The sequence below is a fragment of the Cellulomonas sp. NPDC089187 genome (assembly GCF_040685135.1).
In the GTDB taxonomy this organism is placed as follows: domain Bacteria; phylum Actinomycetota; class Actinomycetes; order Actinomycetales; family Cellulomonadaceae; genus Cellulomonas.
This window is the reverse complement of the sequence record NZ_JBFBHI010000004.1, coordinates 533,108-558,439: the sequence shown is the minus strand read 5'-3', so window position 1 is coordinate 558,439 and position 25,332 is coordinate 533,108. Positions and strand designations below refer to the sequence as shown.

Below are 25,332 nucleotides of genomic sequence, written 5' to 3'. Positions count from 1 at the left end.
CTGAGGCGATGCCGCAGCTCCCACCCCCCGGCCCGTCGTCCCGCGACCGCATCCCGCTGGCCGCACTCGACCTGCTGGACGCGGTGGCCCGGCACGGTTCGTTGACGGCGGCCGCTCAGGCGCTCGGCATCGCGCAGCCGTCGGTGAGTGCGGGGCTGCGCCGACTGGAACGGCGGACCGGGCTGTCCCTGCTCACCCGTTCCGCGTCGGGCACCCGGCTGACGGCGGAGGGTCAGGCGGTGCTTGATCGTGCCCGGCGGGTGCTGGCGGCATCGGACGCGCTGGAGCGTGAGGTGGCGGAGCTGCGTCAGGGGGACCGGGTGCGGGTGGCGGCGAGTCTGAGCATCGCGGAGTACCTGGTGCCGGTGTGGCTGGCCGGGCGAGGGCCGGAAGCTGCGGCGGTGGAGTTGACGGTGGCGAACTCCCGCGAGGTGATGGCGGCGGTGCGAGATGGTCGCGAGGATCTGGGGTTCGTGGAGGGGCCGCGGGTGACGGACGGGCTGCGGGAACGCATCGTGGGCGCGGACGAGTTGCTGGTGGTCGTGACGCCGGATCACGCCTGGGCCGGGCGTCGGACACCGTTGCGTGCGACGGAGTTGGCGGCGGGGCCGTTGGCGGTGCGCGAGTCAGGGTCGGGCACGCGGGAGGTGTTGGAGGAGGCGTTGGCGGCGGCCGGTGCGGCGCTGGACTCCTCGGTGGCGCAGCTGGGGTCAACGTCGGCAGTGAAGACGATGGTCCGCACCGGGCGGGTTGCTGCGGTGCTGTCAGAGCTCACGGTGGTCGAGGAGGTCGCCCGGGGTGAGCTGGTGGTGGTGGCGACGACGGTGGATCTGCGTCGACAGCTGCGGATGGTCTGGTCGGCGGGTCGTCACCCGTCGGCGGCGGTCCGGGCCTTGGCGGCGGACGTGCTGGCGGCGACGGAGGCCTAGACCGGGCGAGGGCTGGGAAACAATGGGCCAGGCAGCCGGCCCGTGGCGCACCCGGCATTCACAGGCCGGGAAAGGGGCCGACCAGGCAGGAACGGGTCACGCAGTCATGGGCCGCGCCGAGTCCGGATCAGCCGACTCACAAGTGAGCCGCACCCCGGGGACGGGCCGCGCACCTCGGCCCATCCCGGTGCGGCGAGTCGTCGTGTCGTCAGGGGGACGACGCGACGGATCAGCGCATGCCCGCGGCGCGCGCCCAGGCGACAGCCTCGGTCCGGGTGGAGACGCCGATCTTGCGGTACACGCTCCGGACCTGGGACTTGACGGTGTTGCGGGTGACGAAGAGTCGACGCGCGATGTCTTCGAGCGTGACGTCCTCGGTCAGTTCGGCGAGCACGACGCGCTCACGGGTGGTGAGTGGTTCGCCGAAGATGTCGCTCCTCGGGCTCGGGGCGATCTCCATGGTGGTCATCTGGTCCTCCGGTGGGTGACGAGGCGCGGCTGCAGGGGGATGTGCGGCCGTCTCCCGGTTGTGATCGGCAAGTCTGCGCGCCGACCTCGGGTTGTCCGCTAGGGCCCCAGCACCCACCTGCGGGACAAAACGCCCAAAACACCCCGGATTGCGAGCCCGAAGTCCCAGGTCATTCGTCGGGAAACGCTTGCCCTGCTGACGAGCGAGAAACACCCATTCGGAGCAGCGGGTGAAGTTCTCCGTCTCAGCCGCTGATCAGCTGTCGGACCCGATACAGTCCTCGCCCACGCGACGCCGGGTCACCCGCTCGGAGGCAGCGGGGACCCGGCGTCGACCGTCAGCCGGCGTCGAGCGCCGCGTACTCCTCCGCGGACAGCAGCGGTCCGGTGGACTCGACCTCGACCTTGAACAGCCAGCCCGCGCCGAAGGGGTCGGAGTTGACCACCGACGGCTCGTCGACGGCGGCCTGGTTGACCTCGGTCACGGTGCCGGTCACTGGCGAGTACAGCTCGGAGACCGACTTGGTGGACTCGACCTCGCCGATCACGGACCCGGCGGTGACGGCGGCACCGACCTCCGGCAGCTCCAGGTAGACGATGTCGCCCAGGGCGTCCGCGGCGGTGGCGGTGATGCCGATGGTGCCCGCGGCGGCGTCGATCCACTCGTGCTCGGCGGTGTACTGCAGGTGGCTGGGGGTCTGGCTCATGTCAGGGGCTCCTCAGTGGGCTCGACGGTAGAAGGGCAGGGTGACGACGCGGACCGGCTCGCGGCGGCCACGGATGTCGACGGCGAGTTCGGTGTCCGGGGCGCTGACCTCGGGGCTGACGTAGGCCATGGCGACCGGCACTCCGAGGGTGGGTGACGGCGCACCGGAGGTGACCTCGCCGATGGTGGGCGCGTCGTCGGCGGTGGACATCACCACCGGGTAGCCGTGCCGGGCGGCGCGACGACCGCTGCCGACCAGGCCGACCAGCACCCGCGACGGGTTCGAGTGTGCCCGGGCGGCCAGCGCCTCCCGCCCGACGAACGGCCCGGGCTTGTCCAGCTTCACCACCCGACCCAGACCGGCGTCGTGCGGGGCGGTGGTCCGGTCCAGCTCGTTGCCGTACAGCGGCATCCCGGCCTCCAACCGCAGGCTGTCCCGGGCCGCCAGACCGGCGGGCACCAGACCGTGCGGCTGACCCGCGGCCAGGATCGTCCGCCACAAACCCGGGGCCTGCGCGGCGGGCACGAACAGCTCGAAGCCGTCCTCGCCGGTGTACCCGGTGCGGGCGACCAGCGCCTCGACGCCGCCGACCACCGCCGGGACCGACGCGTAGTACTTCAGCTCCCGCACCGCGTGGGCGGTCTCCGGGGCGGTCAGCCCCACCACCAGGTCGGCGGCCACCGGGCCCTGCACCGCGATCAGCGCGGTCTCCAGCGAACGGTCGGTCAGCACCGCGTCGAAGCCGTCCAGCCGATCGGCCAGCTCCTGGGCCACCACCGCGACATTCGAGGCGTTGGCGACGACCAGGTAGGACTCCTCGGCCAGCCGGTAGACGATCAGGTCGTCGATGATGCCGCCGTCCTCGGCCACGATCATCGTGTACCGGGCACGGCCCACCGCCAGCGCGGTCAGGTTGCCGACCAGGGCGTAGTCGAGCGCGGCTCCGGCGTCGGGGCCGTCCAGGTGCAGCTCGCCCATGTGCGACAGGTCGAACAGCCCGGCGGCGGTCCGCACCGCCTGGTGCTCGGCCAGATCGGAGCTGTAGCGCAGCGGCATCGACCAGCCCGCGAACGGCACCAGGGCGGCACCGAGCGCGACGTGCTCGTCGTTCAGCGGGGAGAGGACGGGGTCGCTCACAGGGCGGCTCCTTCGGCGTAGGCCTCGATCGGGGGGCAGGCGCAGATCAGGTTGCGGTCTCCGCGAGCGCCGTCGATCCGACGCACCGGCGGCCAGTACTTGCCGGACCGCAGCGCAGCCACCGGGTAGGCAGCCAGCTCACGACCGTAAGGGTGCTCCCAGGTGTCGGCGGTGACCGACGCGGCAGTGTGCGGGGCGTTTCGCAGCGGGGAGTCCTCCAGCGGCCACCGCCCAGCGGCCACTGCGTCGATCTCGCCGCGGATGGCGACCAGTGCGTCGACGAACCGGTCCAGTTCGGCCAGGTCCTCGCTCTCGGTCGGCTCCACCATCAGGGTGCCGGCCACCGGGAAGGACAGGGTCGGGGCATGGAAGCCGTAGTCCATCAGCCGCTTGGCGACATCCTCGGCGGTGACCCCGGTCTCCTTGGTGATCGGGCGCAGATCGAGGATGCACTCGTGCGCCACCAGCCCAGCGGGACCGGTGTAGAGCACCGGGAAGTGGTCGGTCAGTCGGGCGGCCAGGTAGTTCGCCGAGGCCACCGCGGTCTGGGTGGCCCGGCGTAGACCCTCACCGCCCATCAGCGCCACATAGGCCCAGCTGATCGGCAGGATGCCCGCCGAGCCGAAGGGTGCCGCCGACACCGCCGGTGCACCGGTCACGCCCAAATCCAGCGAGGGCAAGTGCGGGATCAGGTGCTCGGCCACGCCGATGGGTCCAGCGCCGGGACCACCGCCGCCGTGCGGGATGCAGAACGTCTTGTGCAGGTTGAGGTGCGAGACGTCGCCACCGAACTCCCCCGGCCGGGCCAGACCGACCAAGGCGTTGAGGTTCGCCCCGTCGATGTAGACCTGCCCACCGGCGGCATGCACCAGATCGCAAACCGTGCGGACGTCCTCCTCGTAGACCCCGTGCGTGGACGGGTACGTGATCATGATCGCCGCAACCTCGGGGCCGTGCTGGTCCAACTTGGCCCGCAGGTCGTCGAGCAGGATCGACCCGTCCGGGGCGGTCGCGACCACCACCACGCGCATCCCGGCCAGGGCGGCGGAGGCCGCGTTGGTGCCGTGCGCGGACGCCGGGATCAGGCAGATGTCCCGCACCGGTGCGCCCTCGGCCCGGTTCGCCTCGTGGAAGCCGCGGATCGCCAACAGCCCGGCGAACTCGCCCTGCGCGCCGGAGTTCGGTTGCACGGAGACCGCGGCGTACCCGGTGATCTCGGCCAGCCAACCGGACAGGTCATCGATCAGCTCCGCATACCCCGTGGCCTGGTCGGCGGGGACAAAGGGGTGCAGCCCGGCGAACTCCGGCCAGCTGATCGCCTCCATCTCCACGGTGGCGTTGAGCTTCATGGTGCAGGAGCCCAGCGGGATCATCGTCCGGTCCAGCGCCAGATCCTTGTCGGAGAGCGCGCGCAGGTAGCGGAGCATCGCGGTCTCGCTGCGGTGGGTGTGGAACACCGGGTGGGTCAGGTAGTCGCTGGTCCGACGCAGTTCCGCGGGGATCACTGACTTCCCGGCACCCGGCTCTCCCGCACCGAAGGCGGCCAGCACGTCAGCGATGTGCGCGGCGGTGGTCACCTCGTCGCAGGCGATCTGCACGTGGTCCGCATCCGGGGCGTACAGGTTGATCCCGCGCTCCAACGCGGCGGCCAGCACCTGCGCGGACCGGCCCGGCACCACGGCCCGCACGGTGTCGAAGAACACCGCGTGCTCCACCTCGATCCCAGCGGAGGTCAGCCCTTCGGCCAGGGACACCGCGTGCCCGTGCACCCGCTCCGCGATCGCCCGCAGCCCGTCCGGACCGTGGTAGACGGCGTACATCGAGGCCACGATGGCCAGCAGGGCCTGGGCGGTGCAGATGTTGCTGGTGGCCTTCTCCCGGCGGATGTGCTGCTCCCGGGTCTGCAACGCCAGGCGGTAGGCCGTCGCCCCGTCCGCGTCGATGGACACCCCGACCAACCGGCCGGGCAGCATCCGCTCCAATCCGTTACGGACCGCCATGTACGCCGCATGCGGACCGCCGTAGAACAGCGGCACGCCGAATCGCTGCGAGGAGCCGACCGCGATGTCCGCGCCCAGCTCACCGGGGGCGGTCAGCAGGGTCAGCGACAGCAGGTCCGCCGCCACGGTCACCAGCGCACCGCGCTCCTTGGCCGCGTCGATCAGCGGACGCAGGTCACGCACCGCCCCGGAGGCACCCGGTGCCTGGATCACCACACCGATCAGGTCCTGGTCCAGCTCGGGTAGACCGTCGGTCAGGTCGGCGACCACCAGTCCCAGCCCGGCGGCACGCGCCCGACCCTCCGTGACCGCACGGGTCTGCGGCAGGCAGTCGGCGTCCAACACCACCACACCGGTGCGGCCCTTCGCGGCCCGGTGCATCAGGGCGACCGCCTCGGCGACCGCGGTGGCCTCGTCCAGCAGCGACGCGTTGGCCACCGGCAGTGCGGTGAGGTCGGCGACCACGGTCTGGAAGTTCAGCAGTGCCTCCAACCGACCCTGGGAGATCTCCGGCTGGTACGGGGTGTACGCGGTGTACCAGGCGGGGGACTCCAGCACATTCCGGCGGATCACCGGCGGGGTCACCGTGTCGGAGTAGCCGAGTCCGATCATCTGGGTGTGCACGGTGTTCTTGGCCGCGATGGCGCGCAGATCCGCCAATACCTCCGCCTCCGACCGGGCATCCGGCAGGTCCAACGGCCGGTCGGTCCGAATCGCCGCGGGCACTGCGGCGTCGGTCAGCGCGTCCAGATCGGCGTAGTCGCCGATCGGGGCGAGCAGGGCGGAGGTGTCGGTGCGGCGCGGACCGATGTGCCGGTCGGCGAACACGTCCAGAGGGTGGGTCACGCGGCTGCTCCAGGGACGACGGGCGAAGGTGGCGTCCTCCCCGCTCTGTCATCCGTGCCGGGGCACGACCTGAGAGTTTTGCCGGTCCGCCGTTGCCGGGGCGCGCCGACTTGCACCGTCGGTGGACCGGCGAACCGGTCGCTTTCCAGAGTTGCCTGGCCACGACGGTACGGGTGCCTGAGAGATTCCCGGGGAGGGTTTGCTCCTTCGGCGCCACCGCGCGGGGTGGACTCTCCCGCCGTGGTTCGAGCAGCGTGTGAAGTTTGGGCTCAGCGTAACCGGCGCCGCGCCGCCCGTCTGCCCCTGTCCCCAGCGGGGATCAGCTGCCCGCGACGACCTCGGAGACCAGCTCCACGAACCGGTCCTGCTCGATCAGGTGCGGGTAGTGCCCGACCTCACCCCAGACCTGGTACTCGTTCTGCGGGATCTGCGCGTCCAGCCAGGCCGGGTAGTCCTCCGGCACCGCCATGCCCTGCACGGACAGGTAGCGGACGTCCTCCGGGATGGTCGAGTAGTCCTCGACCACCGCGGTCAGCTCCTCGGCGTCCAGGTCGAGCAGCACGCCCCAGATACCGAGCACGGCGTCCTGGTTCGGGGAGCGGATCGCGTCCAGCCGGGTGACGTCGTTCTGGTCGAGGTCGCCGTACATCCCGGCGAACATGCCGAGCATGGTGTCGTTGAAGGCGTCCGAGCGCAGGTCGTCCTCCATCGCCAGGACGTTCCCCTGCATCGCGCCCAGCTCCAGCGGCTGGTCGACATTCACGACGGCCTCGGTCGGGAAGTCGGAGGCGTAGGCGGTGGCGACGATCCCGCCCAGCGAGTGCCCGATCACGATGGGTGCCTGGTCGTCCTCCGCGTACTGCTCGACCACGGCGTGCACATCAGCGGCCAGGGTGGTCGGTCGGTAGTCACCGTCGGTCGGGGCGGCGGGCGACTCGCCGTGCCCGCGCAGGTCCACCCGCAGGACGGTGGCGGATTCGGCCAGCTGCGGCGTCACCGGGTCCCAGGAGCGACGGTCCTCCGTGATGCCGTGGATCAGTACCACCAGCGGTCCGGAGCCGGAGACGTCATGCGCCAGCTCAACGGTCTGACCGTCGGTGCTCGCGGCGGTGGTGGCGGTGCTCGACTCCGCGGACGGGGTGGCGGTGCTCTCCGTACCGCCGTCCCGCAGGGCCATGGTGCCCAACGACCCGGCGAGAACGCCGACCGCGGCTGCTGCCACGACGGCGGTGATCATCCGGCTGCGGCGCGGACTTGTGCTGGTGGACATGCAATTCCCCCTTGTTCAGTGAGCGTCGACACGCTCGGGACGAGGGGGATTCTGCGCACGCATCATGGCCGGTCAGGCCCCGAATGAGTGGATTCCGGCGACGATGACGAGGAACCGGAACTCACATCGGGGGGATCGCCGCGACCGGTCGGGTCATGAACACGCTGAGCGGGTCGGGGCGGTACTCGCCGAAGGGCGGGTGAGGTCGTCGACCTCGATCCGGAGCTGGTCGATCACGGTGCCACCGCCCGGACCCGGACCTGTCGCACCGACTGCAACCGCGCCACGGTGCGGATCAACAGCCGCTGTCGACGCTCGCTGGCGGTGAAGGTCACCGTGATGTCCCCGGCACCGTCCCGGGTGTCGCCGGTGTGCAGCGAGTCGAAGGACACCCCGCGGCTGGCGAACACGCTGGCCACCGCCATCAGGGTGCCAGTGCGATCGTCGCCGGTCAGCTCGGCCACCCACCGCTGCTCAGTCCGGGCCCCACCGATGCCGGTGGTCGCCCGGGTCGATCCGGCATCCCAGCGGTCCACCGGCCCACTACCGGGCACTCCACCGTCGCGGCCAAGCCCCCAGGGGGTGAGCAGCGCATCGATCCGGTCGGCGGCGGTGTGCAGGCGACGGGCCTCCTCCTCAGCGGGCTCGTCCAGGATCACCCGGGACCAGCCCTCCGGACCGAGCACGACGGGGACGCCGAGCACCCCGCGCAACGGCTGCCCCGCCACGGTGACCTCCCCGTCCAGGACGACCTGCCCGGCCACCACGATGTCCCGACCGTCCAGCACGGTATCCACCAGATCCACGGTCGCAGCGGCGGTGCCGGAGGCGGTCTTGGCCCCGCTTTGGTGAGTCAGCCAGGGCCGGGCGACCGCACGCAGATCCGGTGGCCAGCTCTCCACCAGCGCGAATGCCCGCTCCGGGTCGTCGGCCATCAAGCCGCCGAGCTCGGCCTGGGCGGCGCTGATCTCTGCCCCGAACTCATCCAGCGACCGCCCGCCACGCAGTCCGGCCACGGCCCGGGCACGCTCCTCGGCGTCCAACCCGCTGATCCGGACCGTCGACCACAGCGGCACCAGATCGTCCCCGTGCTGCCCGGCCACGAACCCACCCACCCGGTGTCGACGCAGGCCCAACGCCACCGCGATCTCCCGCCGAAACCGCAGGGTGTCCAACCAGGCACCCATCCCGATCACCCGGTGGCGGCCCAACTCGGCGGCGACGGTGGCCACGGCCAGCTCCACCGGGTTGGCGACCACGATCACCACCTCGTGCCCGGAGCCGTGCTCGGCGATCGCCCGGGCGTAGGAGGCGAAGACCTGCTGGTTCTCCGCGGCCAGGGCCGCGCGGTCAGTGACGACACCGGCGGTGGCGGGGGCGGTGCGTCCGGCAGCCAGCACGATCACATCCGCGACCACGTCGGCCGGGTCCAGCGCCACGTCGATCAGCGGGGCGTGCTCGTCATAGGCGTCGATCAGGTCCGCACGCAGCCCGTAAGACGCCCGCCCCGACGAGCCGCCCGGACGACCGACCAGTTGCAGCCGGGAGGTCGTCGGCAGCACCCGCCGTTCGATCACCTGGGCGCATACCTGTCGCCCGACATCACCTGTCGCCCCGAGCACCGCCACATCCACGTCCGCTGACGCTAGGGCAGTGATGTGTCCGGCGCATGACGCGACGGGTCACGCTCAGAAGTCGAAGAGGTCCTCCAGCCACGACTCGCGGCGCTTGCGCTTCTTGCCGTAGGGCTGGCGCGGGTCGCCCCGGTAATCGTCGCGGTATCCCTCCCGGTAGCCCGCATCGCGGTAGCCGGGGTCGTAGCCACCGCGCGGATCCGGTGCGTAGCGCGGGTCAGCGGGCGGGTACTGCGGCTCCGGTGCGCCGTAGCGGGGGTCCGCGGTCGGCGGCAGCGGGTCGAGCCCGGGAGTCGGGGTGGCGGTGGCCCGCTCAAGGATCTTGTCGAGCTCACCGCGGTCCAACCAGATGCCACGGCAGGACGGGCAGTAGTCGATCTCGACACCCTGGCGCTCGGACATCACCAGCGCGGCGCCGTCAGTGGGACACCTCATGTCGTACTCCTCGTGGGTCTGGAACCTGCGGGCATTCAACGCGCGGGGGCCACGGGGGGTTCCCGTCAGGATGTGCGCTGCACCGCCCGCGTCATCTGGGAAGTCCCGGTGGACTGCTCCCCAGTGGACAGGCTCAGCACCGACCGCCCTGCGGCACCTGCGAGCGCGAGGAGACCGTCATCGGTCCATCGTGCCGCCGAGCGCGCGGCGCAGCATCCGCCGGCCGTCCTCGGCGAAGTCGTCGAAGCCCCGGTCGCTGGCCCACACCACCGTCGACACCCCCTGGTAGAGACGCTCCGCCCACCAGCCCGCCCCGTCCCACCGTCGGATGCCCAGACCGTCGACCAGCGCGTCCACCCGCGGGTCACCCTCCGGGTACCGGTGCCAGACCCGCACCAGATCGGTGTACGCCGGGCGCAGGGCGTAGCGACCGAAGTCGATCAGCCGCACCGTCGCCAGCAACCGACCCATGGCGGCGAACACCACCGGATCGTCCTCTGCTGGGGCGTCCTGGACCAGTTCCCCGGGTTGGAAGCGCAGCGCCAAGACCCGGTCCGGCTCGGACGCGGCGAGCAGCTCCGGCAGGCCCGGACCATGGAGCTGCCGTCCCGCCGCGATCTCTCGAGGCGCGTGCCCCGCCATCACCTCACCGGCGGCCTTCACCACCACATCCCCGTCGAGTGTCCGCAGCCGCAGAACCCGGGTCAACGCCTCCGGCCAGGACAGATCCGCCACCAGCTCAGCGCCGGGGAACCAGGCGTCGACCTGTGCCTGCTGCGCGAGGGTGAGCATGGGCCGAGCGTAGGACCGACGTCGAGGCCGATGTGGGTGACGGGGCGTACGGTCCGGAACCGTGCCCACCCTGACCCGCACCCGCGCCGACCTCGACTACTCGCTCACCGGCGACGGCCCCGTCGCGATCACCGCGCACGGGTTGACCTCCAGCCGGGAGATGGCCGCCGCGGAGGGACTCTTCGACTGGTCGGCGCTGGCCGGGACGCACACCCTGGTCGAGTACGACGCCCGCGGGCACGGACGCTCCACCGGCGCACCGGTCCCCGCCGACTACACCTGGTCCGCGCTGGCCGGTGACCTCCTGGCGCTGATCGACCAGGTGAGCCCGGACGCCCCGGTGGACGCCGTCGGCGCGTCAATGGGCAGCGCCACGATCCTGTGGGCCGCCGTGCTGCGCCCCGACCGGTTCCGCCGCCTGGTGCTCAGCATCCCGCCCACCGCCTGGGACACCCGCGCCGCCCAGGCCGACAGCTACCAGCGTGACGCCCGCGCCGTGGAGCAGCACGGCATCGACCCCTGGGTGCGCGCCGCCGCAGCCGCCCCCGGACCGGAGGTGCTGGGTGGGCTCGACTTCGACCCGCAGCCCGCCGTACCCGCCACCTTGCTGCCCAGTGTGCTGCGCGGTGCGGGTGCCTCCGACCTACCGGACCCCGCCCTGCTGGCCCGCGTGCCACACCCCACCCTGCTGCTGCCCTGGACCACCGACCCCGGGCACCCGATCACCACCGCCACCGCGCTCGCCCGCACCCTGCCGGAGGCGGACCTGCGGATCGCCGCGGACCTCACCGCGATCCGGGGCTGGGGTGCGGCGGCGGCGGATTTCCTGGCCTGAACGGGCATCACCATCGAGGCGTGGAACGCTGGACGAGGCATCGCCTCCCCATCCGGGATGCGCTCAATGCGTGCTGGGACGAGGTGACCCGGGGTTCAGCCCGCGAGCGCCGCCCGCACGTGCTCCACCACGCCGTCCGCCGCCGCCTCAATCTCATCCAGGCAGTGCTCGAAGTTCTCCGGCCCGCCGTACCAGGGATCGTCCACATCCAGCGCCTGCTCGGAAACACCCTGGGGCGCGGCGGGGTCGAAGGACCGGTACATCACCACGTGCTCGGACTCGTCAGACCCGGCCAACCGGCGCAACGCCCGGGCATGCGAGGCGGTCATCGCCAGCACCAGATCCCGCTCCGCCAGGTCCTCGGGCTGCACCTGCCGCGCCCGCCGCTCCGGCACCGGGTACCCCCGCGCCGCCAACGCTGCCCGCGCCCGTCGGTCGATCGGGTTGCCCCGCTCCTCGTCGCTGACCCCCGTGGAGTCGACCACCACCCGGTCACCCAGACCGGCCCGTTCCAGCCGGTCGCGGAGCACCACCTCCGCCATCGGGGAGCGGCAGATGTTGCCGGTGCAGACGGTCATGATGCGGTAGGGCTCGGTCACGTCTACCACCATGCCACCTCCGCGACCCCCGCACGCGGGTCGCTCACCACGCGCAGCACCGCCCCGGCAGCTACCGTCACCGCATGGATGACCTGATCGTGGTGACCGGTGCCTCTGGCCGGGTGGGACGACGACTGGCGGTGCGCCTGGCCGCTGAGGGTGCGCATCAGCGTCTGGTGGTGCGCTCCGCGGATCGGGCACCGCAGCTGCCGGGCACGGAGACCGAGGTCGCGCTGAGCCCGGGGTATGCCGACGTCGACTCGATGCGGGCGGCCTTCGAGGGTGCGAGCACGGTGTTCCTGGTGTCCGGGCGGGAGGACCCGGACCGGGTGCAGCAGCATCAGGCGGCCGTCGATGCGGCGGTGGATGCCGGGGTGCAGCGGGTGGTGTACCTGTCGTTCATGGGTGCGGCACCGGAGGCGACCTTCACCTTCGCCCGGGATCACTGGGCCACCGAGGAGCACATTCGCGCGTCCGGGCTGCGTTTCACCTTCCTGCGGGACTGCCTCTATCACGATGCGATCGCGCACTTTGTCGGCCAGGACGACGTGCTGCGTGGCCCGGCGGGTGACGGTGTGGTGGCGGCGGTGTCGCATGACGACGTGGCCGATGTCGCCACCGGGGTGCTGTTGGCGGCGGATCAGGGGCCGTTCGACGGGCAGACCTTTGATGTGACCGGGCCGACGGCGTATTCCTTGGCGGAGGCCGCGCAGGTGCTGAGCCGGGCGACCGGGCGGTCGATCCGGTATCAGCCGGAGACGTTGGAGGAGGCCTACGCCTCGCGGGCGGTCTACGGGGCACCGCAGTGGGAGGTCGACGGATGGGTGTCGTCCTACGCGGCGATCGCGACCGGTGAGCTGGCGACCACAGCGCCGACGGTGAAGCGGTTGGCGGGGCGTCCGGCGCAGTCCTTCGCGGAGTGGCTGGACCTGAACCCGGACGATTGGGCGCACCTGCGGCGCTGACGTCCGCCCGCTGCAGCAGATGATTCAGTCCCGTGCGGTCAACACCACCGGTCCGTCCGCAGTGATCGCCACGGTGTGTTCGGCATGCGCGGCCAGTGACCCGTCGGCGGTGCGGATCGTCCACCCGTCCGGGTCGACGGTGTAGCCGTCGCCGCCGGCCATGAACCACGGCTCGATGGCGATCACCAGGCCGGGGCGGAGCTTGAGTCCGGTCCCGCGACGGCCGACGTTGGGCACATGCGGCTCCTCGTGCATGGTGCGCCCGACACCGTGCCCACCGAAGTCCGCGTTGATCCCGAACCCGGCGGCGCGCCCGATCTCCCCGATGGCGGCGGAGATGTCGCCCATCCGGTTGCCGGGGCGGGCCTGCGCAATCCCGGCGGCCAGTGCCTCGTCGGTGAGCGCGATCAAGCGCTGGGCGTCGGGGTCGGGGGTGCCGAGCTGGAAGGTCAACGCGGAGTCGGCCACCCACCCGTCAACCTCCGCGGCGAAGTCGATGCTGAGCACGTCGCCGTCGGCGAGCACCCGGTCCGAGGGCAGCCCGTGCAAGGCGGCATCGTTGACGCTGGTGCACAACACGCCGGGGTAGGGCATCGCCCCGAAGGACGGGTGGTACCCCAGGTAAACCGAGCGGGCACCCGCCTGGTCGATCATCCGGTGGGCGTGCGCGTCGAGGTCGCGCAGGCTGGTCAGCACACCGGCGACGAACCGTCCGGCGGCCCGCATCTGGTCGATCTCGGCAGGGGTCTTGAGTGCAGCCACCGATTCAGCCTGTCACACCGGATCACGGTCAGGGGCAGGCAACAGCCCGTGGGCTGGACCCTTGATCAGGGGGGCCTGCCGCGAGGGACGAGTTCGCGGCTCCCACGGGCTGCGGTGACTGCCTGGGATTCGCCGGTGGCCCGCCCGATGCGGGGACCAGCGGAACGGCAATCCGTCCGAGGTACTCGGGCGACTAGCGGACAGTCACCTCACGCGTCCAAGAAGACTTCATGTCTCGGATCACCTCCTTCCGGTGTGCGACGAACGTACGTCCGCACCAGAGCCCGTGCCAACGGTTTTATCCGACGATCTGGGCGATCTCGCGTTCCAGCAGGTAGCCGCGGGTGCGGACGGTCCGGATCCACGGCGGGTGGTCCTGCGCGTCACCGATCTTGCGGCGCAGATTGGCCAGGTGGACCTCGATGCCGCGCCGGGTGGAGCGGGTGGGGACCTCGGCCCCGAGCAGGCGCGCGAGGTCATCCTTCGCCACCGGGACGCCGGGTCGGCGGGCCAGCGCGAGCAGGATGTCGAATTCGCTCCGGGTCAGGTGCACCTCGCGGCCCTGGACATGCACGCGCCGGGCGGGGGCGTCCACCACCAGCTGCACCATTCCCGCACGGTAGGTCAGTCACCTGGGACGGGCATCTGCGGAGGGTGTGAGCTAGAGGGTCCCCGCGTCGGGCCAGTGCGACCAGTGCGTGTTCGGTTTCTCGGTCGGCCGGTACTGCGCCGGATCCTGGTGGGCCAGCGCCTCGGCGATCAGGCGGAAGCTCTCGGTGTTGGAGGGCAGTTCCCCGGCGGTGACGTCGGGGTGTTGCCAGTCGTCGAGCCGCAGGATCTCCGTCATGGACGACGGCAGCTGGCTCATGCGCTCCTGCGGTGTGGTCAGCACCTGATCCCGATGGGTCTGGGCCAGCGAACGCAGCACCGCGACCACGCGCTGCTCCCGGTCGGCGGCGGCCGGCACCGACACCTTGGTGGGAACTCCGCGCAGATCGACCACGACGACCTCACGACCGTCGAGCCCGATGGACTGCCCGGCATCCGGGATCGGGAAGACCTCGTGCGTCTCCATGTGCGCGTGCACCCGCTGGTACCGCTGGAAGGCCTCGGGGGTGGCGAACCGCTCGGGTGCGCTGGCGAGCCGGACCGTCGACCCCAGCGTGGTGACGATCACCGAGGCCTCGTCGGCCCGGGTGGCATAGCCGAAGACCTCGATGATCACGGCCCAGTCCTGGGCGGAGCGGTACGCGCTGAGCCGCGTCGCCGCCGGGTAGAAGTAGCCGTTGTCCAGGGCCGGGAAGTCGAGGTCGGCGGCCTGCGCGTCGAGGATCTGGAGGATGGACGGCGCGCTGTGGGGCATCGACGGATCGTAGCCGCGTCAGCAGCGATCGACGACGTACTCCGCGCTCCCCGGTGTGGCCAGGTCACGGTCGCGCAGCACGGTGGAGGCGGGCAGCTGTGGGTCCGCGCAGACCTCGGACCAGCTGCCGGACAGGTCGTCGGCGTATTCGATGTCGATCACCGCCGTGCCGTAGACCTCGGTATACGCGGCGCACTCGTCGTAGCGCTGGCACTCCTCGGCCACCGCGAAGTCGAATCCGGCCTGGTCACGGCCGCGGGTGCCCAGATCCGGGGCGTTCTTCTGCCCGACCGCCAGTCCGGCCTCGTGTCCGGCGGCGACCAGCAGCGTGGCCATCGCCACCGCGTCGTCCTCGGTCAGTCGGCCGTCGGAGCGGGTCCAGGTGTCCAGGTTGTCCAGCTCCACGGCGTCGAATCCGCGGGTGGCGCAGGCGGTGATCGTGGGGGCCTGGGCGGCGGCGATGGCGGTCCGCTTGGCGTCGGTGGAGATGTCCAGCAGCAGCTCATCCGGCCAGCCCGGGTCGATCACCGGGTCGCCGTCCTCATCGCGGAGCACCAGGTCCGGGTGCTCGGCCAGCCAACGGTCACGCTCGGCGGGCTGGGTCTGGAACCCGTTGACGTAGCAGCCTGACCACAGGCCCGCGGCGGGCTGGTCGGTGACGTCCCGGACGACGCCGGTGACGCCGTCGGCCGGGTCGTAGCCGCCGCCCAGTTGGTAGTCGACGACGCCGGCGGTGGGCGGCAGACCGGGGGCGGGCTGCTGCGCAGCCTGTGGTGACGCTGTGCTGGACAGCTCAGCGACGGTCGACGACGGGTCCGTGCCGCCGCAGCCCGCGAGAACCGCCGACAACATCAGGACGGGGACGAGGCGGCGGCTGGACACGTGACCAGTGGACCACGGCCGGGCACGGGTGACTGGTCGGGTCAGCAGCTCACCGGTCGGGGTCAGCAGGTGCCCGGTGGAGCGTCAGCGGGTGACGGCCAGCGTCGGGAGGGTGGCGGCTGACGGGTCGGTGACGGTCACGGTGACCTGACCGTCCAGCACCTCCCCCGCCTCGAAGGGTCCGATCCCCGCACAGGTGGTCACATCGCCGTCCTGCTCGCAGTGCCGGTACCGGGCGTCGACCACCACACCGGCACCACCCACGATGGTCAGCGTCGCCGCCCGCTCCGATGCCGACTCCGCGACGATCCGGAAAGTCAAGGTCAGCCGGGTATCGGCGGCAGCCCCGACCAGCGTCGACCCGGGTGTCCACTGCACGTCGATGCCCTCGACCGGCTCCGCCGCGACCTCCGGGTCCGCCACGGTCACCACCGAGGGCACTGCCTGGGGTGCATCGGCAGCCGAGCCCGAAGGAGCCAGCACCGCGCTGCCGCCCAGCACACCGAGGACCGTCACGCCGCTGACGATCATGCCCGCCTTCACGGGGGAAGACAGGGAGCGCAGCCGTCGCGGGTGCCGCTGACCGCGCAGTCGGAACCAGAGCGGCAGCAGGCCCAGCAGCCCCAGGGCACTCGCCCGACGGCCCCGCCAGCGGTGTTCACCGTCAATGGCGGCCACCCGCAGGCTGCACCCGGAGCACCCGTTCAGATGGCGAGTGACCCGGCGTTCCATCTGGCGCCCGGCGGTCCCGGTCAGGTGCCGGGCCAGCTCCAACTCCGAGGGGTGGGTGTCATCGCTGGCCGCCGGGATGTGCTCGGCGATCCACGCGTCGAAGAGCGCCCGACGGGCCTCGTGCAGCAACCGCCCCAGCGACGGACGCTGCACCCCCATCCGTTCGGCCGCCTCGGCATAGGACAGGCCGTCGACGTCGACCAGCTCGATGATCTGCCGTCGCCGGGGCGGCAAGCGCCGCAGCGCCCGGGACGCGGCATCCCGGTCCGCGCGGGCCAAGGTGGATTCCTCCGGCGAGAGGGTGCCAGCCACCCCGACCAGGCGGTCCTCCTCCACCTCCAGGGTGGGGATCACCGCATCGGTCGGGGCCAGCATCCGGGCCACCTGGTGCCGCAGTGCGGTGGCCAGGTAGGGCCGAATCGGGCCCTGCGGACCGTTGCCGCGGACCAGTGCGGCGAGCAACGCGGCGAAGGTCTCGGCCACCACGTCATCGGCCTCGTCGGCACCGACCATCCGGACCGCCACCTGGCGGGCGTAGTGCCGGTGCCGACGGAAGACCTGCTCGAAGGCGCCCGTGTTCCCCGCGCGTACCTGATCGCACAGCGCGGCGTCCATCCGGTCCTCGGTGGGGAGGACCGTGCGAGCGGCGTGGATGGTCACCCCTCCTCGTCAGCCCGACGTCGACGACCGATCACGAGCAGCCACCAACCACCGAGCAGTGCGGCCAGCGCGAGCGCCATCACACCGGTCAGCTGCGCACCGGTGATCGCGAGCACCCCGGACCGCGGGGCACTGGTGGTGCGCTGATCGGCCGGATCGGTCGGCTCGTCACCCGGGGCGGGCGGCGCGGCGACGACCTCGACGCAGACCGTGATGGTGCGGAGCTGTCCGACCTCATCGGTGTAGGTCACCGTGAACGAGTCGTTGCCCGCGAACCCGGTGTCCGGCGTGTAGGTCACCGTGCCGTCAGCGTTCAGCCTCGCGGTGCCGTGCGCCGGGTCACCGGTGGCGAGCACGCTCACCGCGGTGCCGGTCACGGTCTCCATCAGATCGATGGTCACCGGGGTGTCCTGATCCGTCGTGGCCGCGAGGTCCTCGGCGGTCAGAGCCAGCACGGTCACCGTGATCGTCGCGGTGGTCTGCTGCCCGTAGTCATCGGTCACCGTGTAGGTGAAGGACGTCTGGCCGGAGAAGCCCGGGTTCGGCACGAAGGTGATGGTGTTGTCGGGGTTGATCTGCGCGGTGCCATCCGGGCTGGTGCCGACCAGGGTCGGGTGCCACGGTGCCAACAGCGCGCCACCGGTGTCCGGCACCACCGAGCTCGGGTCCAGGATCACACCCATCTCCTGCCCGGTGGTCGCGGTCAGGTCCGGGGCGACGGGTGCGCCGTAGACCAAGATGACCAGGGAGGCCTCGACCACGCCCTCCAGACGGTCGACCGCCCGGTAGGTCACGGTGTCGGTGCCGGAGAACCCGGGGTTCGGCGTGTAGACGATCTGACCGTTGACCATCTGCGCGGTGCCGAACATCGGCGGGTCGATCTCCGTCAGCGTCAGGCCCTCGCCCAGGTCGTTCGCCAGCACATCGGCGGTCACCGGCTGGTCGGTCAGGGTGACCGCCGTGTCGTCATTGGCCGCCGGCGTCTGTGCGACGTCGACCACCAACGTGACCGTGACCGTCTGCCCCACCGAGTCGGTCCAGGTCAGCTCGACCTCATCGGGTCCGACGTATCCCGGGTTCGGGGTGTAGGTCAGGGCACCGGTGACCGGGTCCGTGACGGTCACGGAGCCGTGCGCACCCTGGGTCGTCACGGACAGGGTGATCTGGTCGCCGCTGGCCAACCAGCCTAGCGACGTATCCACCGGGGTATCCGCCCAGGTGCTGACCGAGGCACCGTCGGCGGTCGGCATACCGATCACCGTGACGGTCACCTGCCCGACGGCGACCTGTCCGGCCGCATCGGTGATCCGGTAGGTGAAGGAGTTCAGCCCAGTGAATCCCGCATTCGGGGTGTACGTCAGCGTGCCGTCGGCGTTTACCACAACCGTGCCAGCCGAGGGGTTGCTGCCGATCTCCACGGTGGGTTGGGTGGCGGTGTCGTTGGCGAGCACGTCGATGGTGACCGGCATCTGCTCACCGGTGGTGGCGTGGTCCGGCTCGGCGATGATCGGCTCCACCACGATGACGTTCACCGTGGCCCACTTGCTCTGGCCCCACTCGTCCTTCACCCGGTAGGTGAAGGTGTCCGTGCCGGTCCACCCCGGCTCCGGGGTGTACGTGATCGTGCCATCCGGGTTGACCGTGGCAGTGCCGTTCCCGGGGGCGTTCTCGATCGAGACCACCACATCCTCGGAGTAGATGTCATTGGCCAGCACGTCCACCTCGACAGGGGTGCCGGTGGTGGTCCAGTCGTTGTCACTGATCAGCCGCAGCTCAGGCCAGGTCACGATGTGCAGGTTCGCGGTGGCGGTCTTGCCCATCGAGTCGGTCACCGTGTAGGTGAAGACATCGGTGCCGACGAATCCGGCATTCGGCGTGTAGACGACGTCACCCGCGGCATTCAGCACCGCGGTGCCGTTCTGCGGTGTCCCGATGGCGGTCAGCGTGAGCTGATCGCCGGTGGCGCCGCTGAGGACGTCGGAGCCCGCCATGTCCAACACAGTCTCAAAGAAGTTGCTGCGGGTGACATCGGTGGCCGTGGGCAGCGGGACGACCGTCACCGTCACGGTGGCCGTGGCGGTCTGACGCGCCTTGTCCCGAATCGTGTAGGTGAACTCGATCTGGCCGTTGCCGTCCGCGGGAGCGGTGTACTCCAGCTCACCCTCGCCCGCGTTCCAGCTGACCGATCCCTGCTCCGCGTTCAGGGTGTCGACCTCGTACAGTCCGGCGGAGGCATCCGCGGTGTCGTTGTCCATCACCGGGATGGTCACGGTGTCACCGGCGGAGACCCGCAGGGTGTCGTCCACCGCCACCGGGGCATCCACCGGCTCGATGAAGCCGAAGTTCACCTCGATCTGGTCGGTGGGGGCCAGCACCACGGGCTGCTCGGCCTGCTCGGCGGTGGTCAGACCGGCCGGGGTCGGGACCGCCAAAGTCCAGGATCCCGGGGACAGGCCGTCCAGGACGTAGTGGCCGGAGGCATCGGTGACCGCGGTCAGGCCGTCCGCCGCGGTGACCGGGTGGTCGTCGCCCGCGCCACCGTCGTCGATGCCGTTGGCACCGAAGGTGTACCCGGTGACCGTCACGGTGATCCCGGACAGGTCCACATCACCGGTGTTCCGGTCCCAGGAGTAGTCCTGGTCCTGGTAGACCTGCCCACTGATCTGGGCGGCACCCGACTCCAGGTCCAGGGCCGCCACACCGGACACCGGCTGGTCGAGCCCGGTGACCACACCGGAGACGTCATTGACCACCGAGCCGTTCAGGGAGAGCACACCGGGCACCACCTGGATGGTGGCCTCGCCGGCCTTACCCGCCTCGACCTCCCCGGTGACGAATCGCACCGCCGTCACGCCGGAGACCGCACCGCTGGCGGGCCAGTCGGACCAGGTCACGCCAGTGTTCCCGGAACGGTCCGCCTCGACGGCGGTCATCACGTCGGCGGAGGCGTCGGAGGTGTACTGGATCTGCACCGCCATCTCCGCGGTGACCTGGACGTCCGAGACCTCCAGGCCCATCAGACCGCTGGTGCCACGCCCGTCCCCGTCATAGGGCAGCACGTCCACGATGTTCCCGGTGCCCACCGAGTAGTCCAGGCCATTCACCCAGCCCACCGTGTAGGAGACCGGCACACCCGGGATCGCGTAGGCACCATCGGCGGTCTTGGTCACCGCGAAGGCGGCTGGGGCATTGACCACGATGCTGGCCGAGTCGGCCCGGTACTGCTCCGCACGGGGGTCGGCGCTGCTGGTGATCACGGCGGAGGCGGTCAGGGTGGTCGGCATGGTGAGCACCGACTTCACCGTCACGTCGAAGGTGATCGCCGGGAGGGTCGCATTCACGGTCTGCTCACCCAGCGCGAAGGTGTAGGTGGTGCTGCCATCCGGGTTGACCACCGAGGTCGGTGCCATACCGGCGGGCCAGGAGTTCGCCACCATCGTCACCGTCGACGGCAGGGTGACCGACACTGAGGTGTCCTCCACCGTCAGGTCCACCGGTCCGGTGAGGGTCGGCTGAGCGGAGAGGGTGTGTGTGGTGCCCGGCGTGGCGGTGGCCTGGTCCCAGCTCAGGTCCACATCGGCCTCGGCCCCGGCGACGACGGCCTTGGTGCCCAACGGCGAGTACGCCTCGGTCTCGGGGAGATAGACGGACTTGATCAGGCCAGTGCGGTCGCTACGGCTCTGGAAGAACACCGGCAAGGGGGTTCCTGCAGGCAGCTCCGCGTCGGTGCGGGTGAGCGACACGGCGCTGTATCGACTGACCTTGTCCGGCACTTCATACCAGATGTACCGGACAGCGTTCACCGCATCGGCACCGCCGACCACGCCGACCTGGGTGCCGGACCACCCGGCAGCACCGTCCCCGACCTGCCCACAGTCAACGGCACGGCGCGCGTCGTCGCTGCCCAGGTCGAGGTGCGCGTACTCCACCCCATCCGGTGCGACCGAGGGCACGGTGATCGCGCCGCCGGTCATCAGTGACTCGTCCCAGACCGCGCACACACTCACGTTCGTGTCCGGTGACTCGTCCGCGGTGCGGGGGCTGACGTAACCGCCGAATCGGAGCGTTTGCCCGACCAACATCGGGGCATCGCCGCTCTGGGTGGTCGTGGCACCCGGGGGGATGGGCGCGAGTTCGCTGAGCGTGCCCGTCTCGGCGTAGGTCCGCCGCATGGCGGTGACTATGCGGTCTTCCAGTCGGATGCTGAACCCTCCGCCGTTGACCCCGGACTGGTAGGCCGCGCCCGGCTCGTATCCGGGCGCGCAGCCCTCGCCGTAGTTGGACTGGCCGCTGACCGACACCGGGTCGAAGTCCGTGGTCCGGAGGGTGACGGAGCGGGTGGTCGGGTAGTCCTCCACCGGCACCCAGATCCGCACCACCATCGAGGTCACGTAGGCGCGCTCGGCGTTCAGAGTGGCACCGCTCGGTCGAGTGGTCGGATAGGTGCGGCCGTCGGTGATCGCACCGGTCGAGGTCAGGGTGATCGGCTGACCCGGCGCGGACTGCGCGCAGTCCCACGAGCCGGCGTCCGGCACGGTGTTCTCCGCGGTCCGCCCGGCTGTGCCGTTGAGCGCCGTGTAGTAGTAGTTGCCCGAGTGCATGGTGCACAGCGCGCCGATCTGCGCATTGGGCCCGAAGTCGGAGACGTCGACCTGGAGCGAGAAGGTGTCCGCCAGGGCTTCGCTGCCGAGGTTGCGTCGGGCACCGTCCACCGGCTGGTAGACGAAGACGTACAGGTTGGTGGAGCGACCCATCACACCGTTGAGCGACTCGACGCCGACCACGCTGGGCAGGATCTCGGTGTTGAACCTCGGCGTGGCGGAGACGGTGACCGCCGCGGGTGCGGAGTCAGCAGCGCCGGGCGAGGACAGCACGGAGGACAGCGCCGCACCATTCGCGCCGTAGAGCACCTCGGCCCGCACCTGGTAGGTGGCAGCACCGGTGGTCTGGTTCGCCCGGGTGCAGCTCAGGGTCCGGCCGTCGGCGGAGACCGCACCGGTGCCCTCGACACAAGCGGCTGTGGACTCGGCGGCGACCCAGGCCATCCCCTCGGGCAGGGTCTGGGTCAGCGTGACGTCACCGGCGGTGGCCACCGAGTAGCCCCACTGGTAGGTCACGTAGTCGTGGGTCCGCACCCGACCGTTGGTCGGCGAGGAGTCCTGGCCGGGTTCATCGCTGGCGTCCCAGGGGGCTTCACCGTCGGAGGTGACCTTGAGGGAGAGGCCGGTTGCCGATCCGCTGGCCGCAAAGGCAGGCGGGAGGCCGACCACTACCAGCAGGGCGGAGACGATCGTCGCCAGGACGAGGCGCGTTCGGGCGCGCAGCGTCGTCGTTGCCGTACCTGTGTCCATCACTCACTCCACCCACCTGGCGGCGCGGGCCCAATACCCACACCCGAACTCGGCCGTAGCCCTCGGTACCAGTGGAGGAACCGACTGCCGACGGGATATTCGGCAGGTTGTGATGCGAGTCTTGTGATTCGCATCACGTGGGTGGCGAAGTCCTCTCAGGGTCGGCGATGCGCGGGACGACCGGGGCGGTTTCGGCGATGATGCAGCGCAGTCGGGGCGAATGTCGAGTAGGGCAACCGCGTCAGACAGGTACGAATCGGGGCGTCATTCCCCCAGCACCGGTTTGAGTTGGGCGAGGGCCCACCGCCGACGCCAGGCCGCCGCGGCGATCCCAGCCGCCACGCCGAGCAGCCCGATGCCCCCCACCACCAGGAAGTCCCGCAGCAGTCGATCACCCGGCCCCCCGGTCATCGCGATCCGCAGGCCGTCGACCACGTAGGTCATTGGCAGCAGCGGGTGCACGGCCTGGAATGGCGCGGGCAGGGTCTGCACCGGGTAGATGCCCGCACAGCTGGTCAGCTGCACCATGAGCAGCACCAGCGCTACCGCCGACCCCACCACCCCGAAGGCGGTGCGCAGCGCGTGCGCGATGGCGGTGAAGGCCAACGAGCCCACCGTGACCAGACCGAGCGTCGCGGGCCACGAGCGCGCGTCCAGGCCCAGCCCGACACCGACGATCCCGGTCAGCACCCACCCACCGGCCACACCGATCACCGCCACCGGCAGGAACCCGGCCAGTGCCACCGTGATCGGTCGTGCCCGGGACGCCAGCCCGCGCGGGTTGATTGGCCGCAGCACGGTGAACCCGGCCACCCCGAACACACACAGCGCGATCCCGAAGAAGAACGGGGCGAGACCTTCGCCGTAGAACTCGGCGTCATTCTCAGCCTCGGTGCGGATCGTGGTGGGGTTCGCCACCTGGTCGGCAGTACCTTCCGGGTCGTCCTGCCCGAGGTCGGGGATCTGGTTCACCGCGGAATCCAGACCGTCCGCCAGGGTGGTGGCACCGGTGAGCAACTGGCCGGTGCCGTCGTTGAGCTGTTGCGCACCGGACACGGCGGTGTCCAGTCCGGTGCCGAGCTCGGTCAGCCCATCGGCGACCTGCCGCGAACCGGAGGCCAGCCGGTCGATGTCGCTGCGGCCCTGACGGAGCTGTTGCTGGATCGCCGGGACCTGGGCGTCGACGGCGGCGGCCCGGGAAGCAATGTCCTGAGCGGCGGCATTCACCCCGGTGGTGACCTCAGTGATCTGCCCGGCGCGCTCGTTGGCCAGCGCGGCAGCATCCCGGGCGGCCACCAGGGCCTGATCCCCGGGGTTGGCGGCGACCAACGCGTTCAATTGGTCCAGGACGCTGCCGGTCCGGGTGGCGATCCCGTCCTGGGCGTCGGCCACCACCGAGGTGAGCTGTGCGGTGGCGGAGGTCAGATTCGCCGCGGCGTCGGCCACCGGTGGGATGGCCGGGATCAGCTCATCGGCGATCGGGTCCACCAGGTCGGCGATCTGCCGGTTGCCGTCCGCGACCTGATTCGCGCCGTCGGTCAACTGGGTGACCCCACTGCGCGCGGTGCCCAAGCCGTCCGCAAGCGTGCCCGCGCCGTCGTGGGCGGTGCTCAGCCCGTCCTCCAACTGGTGCGCACCATCGGCGGCGGTGGCCAGTCCGGAACGGAGCTCACCGAGCTGCTGGAAGACCACCGTGAAGTAGGCGGCGGTGGCGGCCGCGTTGATCTTCTCCTGCAACTCGATGGACAGACCACGGGCAGCGACCCCGACGATGAAGCCATTCGCCCCGTCCCGGTGCAGCACGATCTCCGCGGTCTGCGGGTCGTCGTTCTGCACCGAGGCCAGCCGGGCGGTGAAGTCCGCGGGGATCGTGATGCTCATCAGATAGGTGCCGTCGGCCAGCCCGGTCGCGGCATCATCGGCGTCGGTGGGAGTCCAGTCCACGATGGGATCGGCCTCCAGCTCGTCCACCACCTGGTCACCGGCCCGGACCGGAGCGTCCTGACCCTCGACCTGCACCGCCTCGTCCTCATTGACGACCGCCACCTTGATATCGCCAAGGTTGCCGTAGGGGTCCCAGTTCGACCACAGGTACAGCCCGCCATAGAGCGAGGGCAGCAGCACCAGGAACGCCAGCGCGATCCGCTGGACCGGCAGCCGGTAGCGGCGCAGCTCGGACAGGGCGAGGCGGATCACGACTCCTCCACGTGGGTCGGGTGCAGGTCGACGACCAAGCGAGCGAATCGGGGCAACAGCGCACCGGCGGCCCCGGGCCCGCGCGGGTCGGTGGAACGGGTCGGGGTATCCGGCGGCAGTGCACCGGCGGTGCTGGCGATCATGACCGCGCGGTCGGCGTCCGCAGCGGTGTGCAGGGCGGACCACACCCGGGCCTGCTCGGTGGCGGACAGCCCGACATCCAGGTCGTCCAGCAGCACCAGTCTCGGTCGGGACAGCAACGCCAGGGCCACAGCGATCACGGTCTGCTCCACCCGGGGCAGGCCCGCGATCCTCTCGCGGTCGGCGGCGACCAGACCGGTCAGCTCACGCACCTCGTCCCGGCGGTAGCCCAACCCGTCCGAGCCACCCGGGTGCACCCGATCCCATCGGGCGCGCTCCACCATGGCCTGACCCACGGTCTGCTCCGGCTCCGGACCGATCACGTCATGCACCCGCGCCACCGCGGCCACCGGGCGGATCTGTGCCGGGTGGACCTGGCCGAACACCGACAGCGTCCCGGTGGAGGGCCGGGCCCGTCCGGCCAGGGTCAACAACAGCATCGACCGGCCACTGCCGCCCGAGCCCCGCACTTCCACCACGTCACCCGGCGATGCGGTCAGGTCTACATGGCGGTAGACCCAGCCCTCGCCGGTGCGCATGCCCAACCCCTCGGCGGTGACCGTCGCGGTCTCCTCCGTCAGGTCGAGCGGGGGCAGCTCCTGCGTGTTCTCGGCGCTCATCCGCACCA

The 25,332-nt window shown here is 71.0% G+C and carries 20 protein-coding genes and 1 riboswitch; of the genes, 3 read left to right on the top strand and 17 right to left on the bottom strand.

The window, feature by feature from the left end; genetic code table 11:
* Positions 1-8: 8 nt before the first annotated feature.
* Positions 9-929 (top strand): LysR family transcriptional regulator, encoded by a 921-nt coding sequence (locus AB0N78_RS13785; protein ID WP_363391246.1) that lies wholly within the window; start codon positions 9-11, stop codon positions 927-929.
* A gap of 229 nt (positions 930-1,158) precedes the next feature.
* On the opposite strand, the gene AB0N78_RS13780 is transcribed toward AB0N78_RS13785, so the two are convergent.
* The 8 genes from AB0N78_RS13780 to AB0N78_RS13745 all read right to left on the bottom strand — a co-directional run bounded on the left by AB0N78_RS13780 (position 1,159) and on the right by AB0N78_RS13745 (position 10,218).
* Positions 1,159-1,398, bottom strand: coding sequence for a LuxR C-terminal-related transcriptional regulator (locus tag AB0N78_RS13780; RefSeq protein ID WP_363391243.1), 240 nt, complete (start codon positions 1,396-1,398; stop codon positions 1,159-1,161).
* Positions 1,399-1,735: 337 nt separating this feature from the next.
* Positions 1,736-2,104 (bottom strand): glycine cleavage system protein GcvH, encoded by a 369-nt coding sequence (gene gcvH, locus AB0N78_RS13775; RefSeq protein ID WP_363391240.1) that lies wholly within the window; start codon positions 2,102-2,104, stop codon positions 1,736-1,738.
* Positions 2,105-2,116: 12 nt separating this feature from the next.
* Entirely contained in the window at positions 2,117-3,241 is a 1,125-nt protein-coding gene (gcvT, locus tag AB0N78_RS13770) for a glycine cleavage system aminomethyltransferase GcvT (RefSeq protein ID WP_363391237.1), read from the bottom strand.
* Positions 3,238-6,087: an aminomethyl-transferring glycine dehydrogenase gene (gene gcvP, locus AB0N78_RS13765; protein WP_363391234.1), complete on the bottom strand. Its 2,850-nt coding sequence runs from the start codon at positions 6,085-6,087 to the stop codon at positions 3,238-3,240. The genes gcvT and gcvP overlap by 4 nt, the downstream gene beginning before the upstream one ends.
* Before the next feature lie 155 nt (positions 6,088-6,242).
* Positions 6,243-6,335, bottom strand: a riboswitch (glycine riboswitch).
* Between the two features lie 71 nt (positions 6,336-6,406).
* On the bottom strand, positions 6,407-7,357 hold the full coding sequence (locus tag AB0N78_RS13760; protein WP_363391232.1) for an alpha/beta hydrolase: 951 nt from the start codon (positions 7,355-7,357) through the stop codon (positions 6,407-6,409).
* 233 nt (positions 7,358-7,590) lie between these two features.
* A complete protein-coding gene (locus AB0N78_RS13755; protein ID WP_363391230.1) occupies positions 7,591-8,991 on the bottom strand; it encodes a lactate dehydrogenase in 1,401 nt (466 codons plus the stop codon).
* Positions 8,992-9,045: 54 nt separating this feature from the next.
* Positions 9,046-9,426 (bottom strand): zf-TFIIB domain-containing protein, encoded by a 381-nt coding sequence (locus AB0N78_RS13750; RefSeq protein ID WP_363391228.1) that lies wholly within the window; start codon positions 9,424-9,426, stop codon positions 9,046-9,048.
* A gap of 177 nt (positions 9,427-9,603) precedes the next feature.
* A complete protein-coding gene (locus tag AB0N78_RS13745) occupies positions 9,604-10,218 on the bottom strand; it encodes a hypothetical protein (RefSeq protein WP_363391225.1) in 615 nt (204 codons plus the stop codon).
* Between the two features lie 61 nt (positions 10,219-10,279).
* Here AB0N78_RS13745 and AB0N78_RS13740 point away from each other — a divergent pair, with 61 nt between their 5' ends.
* Complete coding sequence (locus AB0N78_RS13740) at positions 10,280-11,053, top strand: alpha/beta fold hydrolase (protein WP_363391222.1); 774 nt, start codon at positions 10,280-10,282, stop codon at positions 11,051-11,053.
* 95 nt (positions 11,054-11,148) lie between these two features.
* On the opposite strand, the gene AB0N78_RS13735 is transcribed toward AB0N78_RS13740, so the two are convergent.
* Entirely contained in the window at positions 11,149-11,652 is a 504-nt protein-coding gene (locus AB0N78_RS13735; protein WP_363391219.1) for a low molecular weight protein-tyrosine-phosphatase, read from the bottom strand.
* 83 nt (positions 11,653-11,735) lie between these two features.
* Here AB0N78_RS13735 and AB0N78_RS13730 point away from each other — a divergent pair, with 83 nt between their 5' ends.
* Positions 11,736-12,617, top strand: coding sequence for an SDR family oxidoreductase (locus AB0N78_RS13730; RefSeq protein ID WP_363391216.1), 882 nt, complete (start codon positions 11,736-11,738; stop codon positions 12,615-12,617).
* Positions 12,618-12,641: 24 nt separating this feature from the next.
* On the opposite strand, the gene map is transcribed toward AB0N78_RS13730, so the two are convergent.
* The 8 genes from map to AB0N78_RS13690 form a co-directional block, all read right to left on the bottom strand.
* Positions 12,642-13,379, bottom strand: coding sequence for a type I methionyl aminopeptidase (gene map, locus AB0N78_RS13725; protein ID WP_363391213.1), 738 nt, complete (start codon positions 13,377-13,379; stop codon positions 12,642-12,644).
* 298 nt (positions 13,380-13,677) lie between these two features.
* A complete protein-coding gene (locus AB0N78_RS13720; protein ID WP_363391210.1) occupies positions 13,678-13,989 on the bottom strand; it encodes a winged helix-turn-helix domain-containing protein in 312 nt (103 codons plus the stop codon).
* 51 nt (positions 13,990-14,040) lie between these two features.
* Positions 14,041-14,742: a hypothetical protein gene (locus AB0N78_RS13715; protein ID WP_363391207.1), complete on the bottom strand. Its 702-nt coding sequence runs from the start codon at positions 14,740-14,742 to the stop codon at positions 14,041-14,043.
* An 18-nt stretch (positions 14,743-14,760) separates the two neighbouring features.
* A complete protein-coding gene (locus AB0N78_RS13710) occupies positions 14,761-15,624 on the bottom strand; it encodes an endo alpha-1,4 polygalactosaminidase (RefSeq protein ID WP_363391205.1) in 864 nt (287 codons plus the stop codon).
* Between the two features lie 84 nt (positions 15,625-15,708).
* On the bottom strand, positions 15,709-17,016 hold the full coding sequence (locus AB0N78_RS13705; RefSeq protein WP_363391202.1) for a sigma-70 family RNA polymerase sigma factor: 1,308 nt from the start codon (positions 17,014-17,016) through the stop codon (positions 15,709-15,711).
* Positions 17,013-22,367 carry an Ig-like domain-containing protein gene (locus AB0N78_RS13700; protein ID WP_363391199.1) on the bottom strand — a complete coding sequence of 1,785 codons (5,355 nt, stop codon included), beginning with the start codon at positions 22,365-22,367 and terminating at the stop codon, positions 17,013-17,015. The genes AB0N78_RS13705 and AB0N78_RS13700 overlap by 4 nt, the downstream gene beginning before the upstream one ends.
* 264 nt (positions 22,368-22,631) lie before the next feature.
* Positions 22,632-24,563, bottom strand: a complete 1,932-nt coding sequence (locus tag AB0N78_RS13695; RefSeq protein ID WP_363391196.1) for a YhgE/Pip domain-containing protein — start codon at positions 24,561-24,563, stop codon at positions 22,632-22,634.
* Entirely contained in the window at positions 24,560-25,324 is a 765-nt protein-coding gene (locus tag AB0N78_RS13690; RefSeq protein ID WP_363391193.1) for an ATP-binding cassette domain-containing protein, read from the bottom strand. Before AB0N78_RS13690 ends, AB0N78_RS13695 begins: the two co-directional genes overlap by 4 nt.
* Between the last annotated feature and the right edge of the window lie 8 nt (positions 25,325-25,332).

Excerpts from the sequence above, each read along its gene's own strand:
- AB0N78_RS13785 (WP_363391246.1), top strand. The coding sequence starts at position 9 with ATGCCGCAGCTCCCACCCCCCGGCCCGTCGTCCCGCGACCGCATCCCG.
- AB0N78_RS13780 (WP_363391243.1), bottom strand. The coding sequence starts at position 1,398 with ATGACCACCATGGAGATCGCCCCGAGCCCGAGGAGCGACATCTTCGGC.
- gcvH (WP_363391240.1), bottom strand. The coding sequence starts at position 2,104 with ATGAGCCAGACCCCCAGCCACCTGCAGTACACCGCCGAGCACGAGTGG.
- AB0N78_RS13760 (WP_363391232.1), bottom strand. The coding sequence starts at position 7,357 with ATGTCCACCAGCACAAGTCCGCGCCGCAGCCGGATGATCACCGCCGTC.
- AB0N78_RS13750 (WP_363391228.1), bottom strand. The coding sequence starts at position 9,426 with ATGAGGTGTCCCACTGACGGCGCCGCGCTGGTGATGTCCGAGCGCCAG.
- AB0N78_RS13745 (WP_363391225.1), bottom strand. The coding sequence starts at position 10,218 with ATGCTCACCCTCGCGCAGCAGGCACAGGTCGACGCCTGGTTCCCCGGC.
- AB0N78_RS13730 (WP_363391216.1), top strand. The coding sequence starts at position 11,736 with ATGGATGACCTGATCGTGGTGACCGGTGCCTCTGGCCGGGTGGGACGA.
- AB0N78_RS13720 (WP_363391210.1), bottom strand. The coding sequence starts at position 13,989 with ATGGTGCAGCTGGTGGTGGACGCCCCCGCCCGGCGCGTGCATGTCCAG.
- AB0N78_RS13715 (WP_363391207.1), bottom strand. The coding sequence starts at position 14,742 with ATGCCCCACAGCGCGCCGTCCATCCTCCAGATCCTCGACGCGCAGGCC.
- AB0N78_RS13700 (WP_363391199.1), bottom strand. The coding sequence starts at position 22,367 with ATGGACACAGGTACGGCAACGACGACGCTGCGCGCCCGAACGCGCCTC.
- AB0N78_RS13690 (WP_363391193.1), bottom strand. The coding sequence starts at position 25,324 with ATGAGCGCCGAGAACACGCAGGAGCTGCCCCCGCTCGACCTGACGGAG.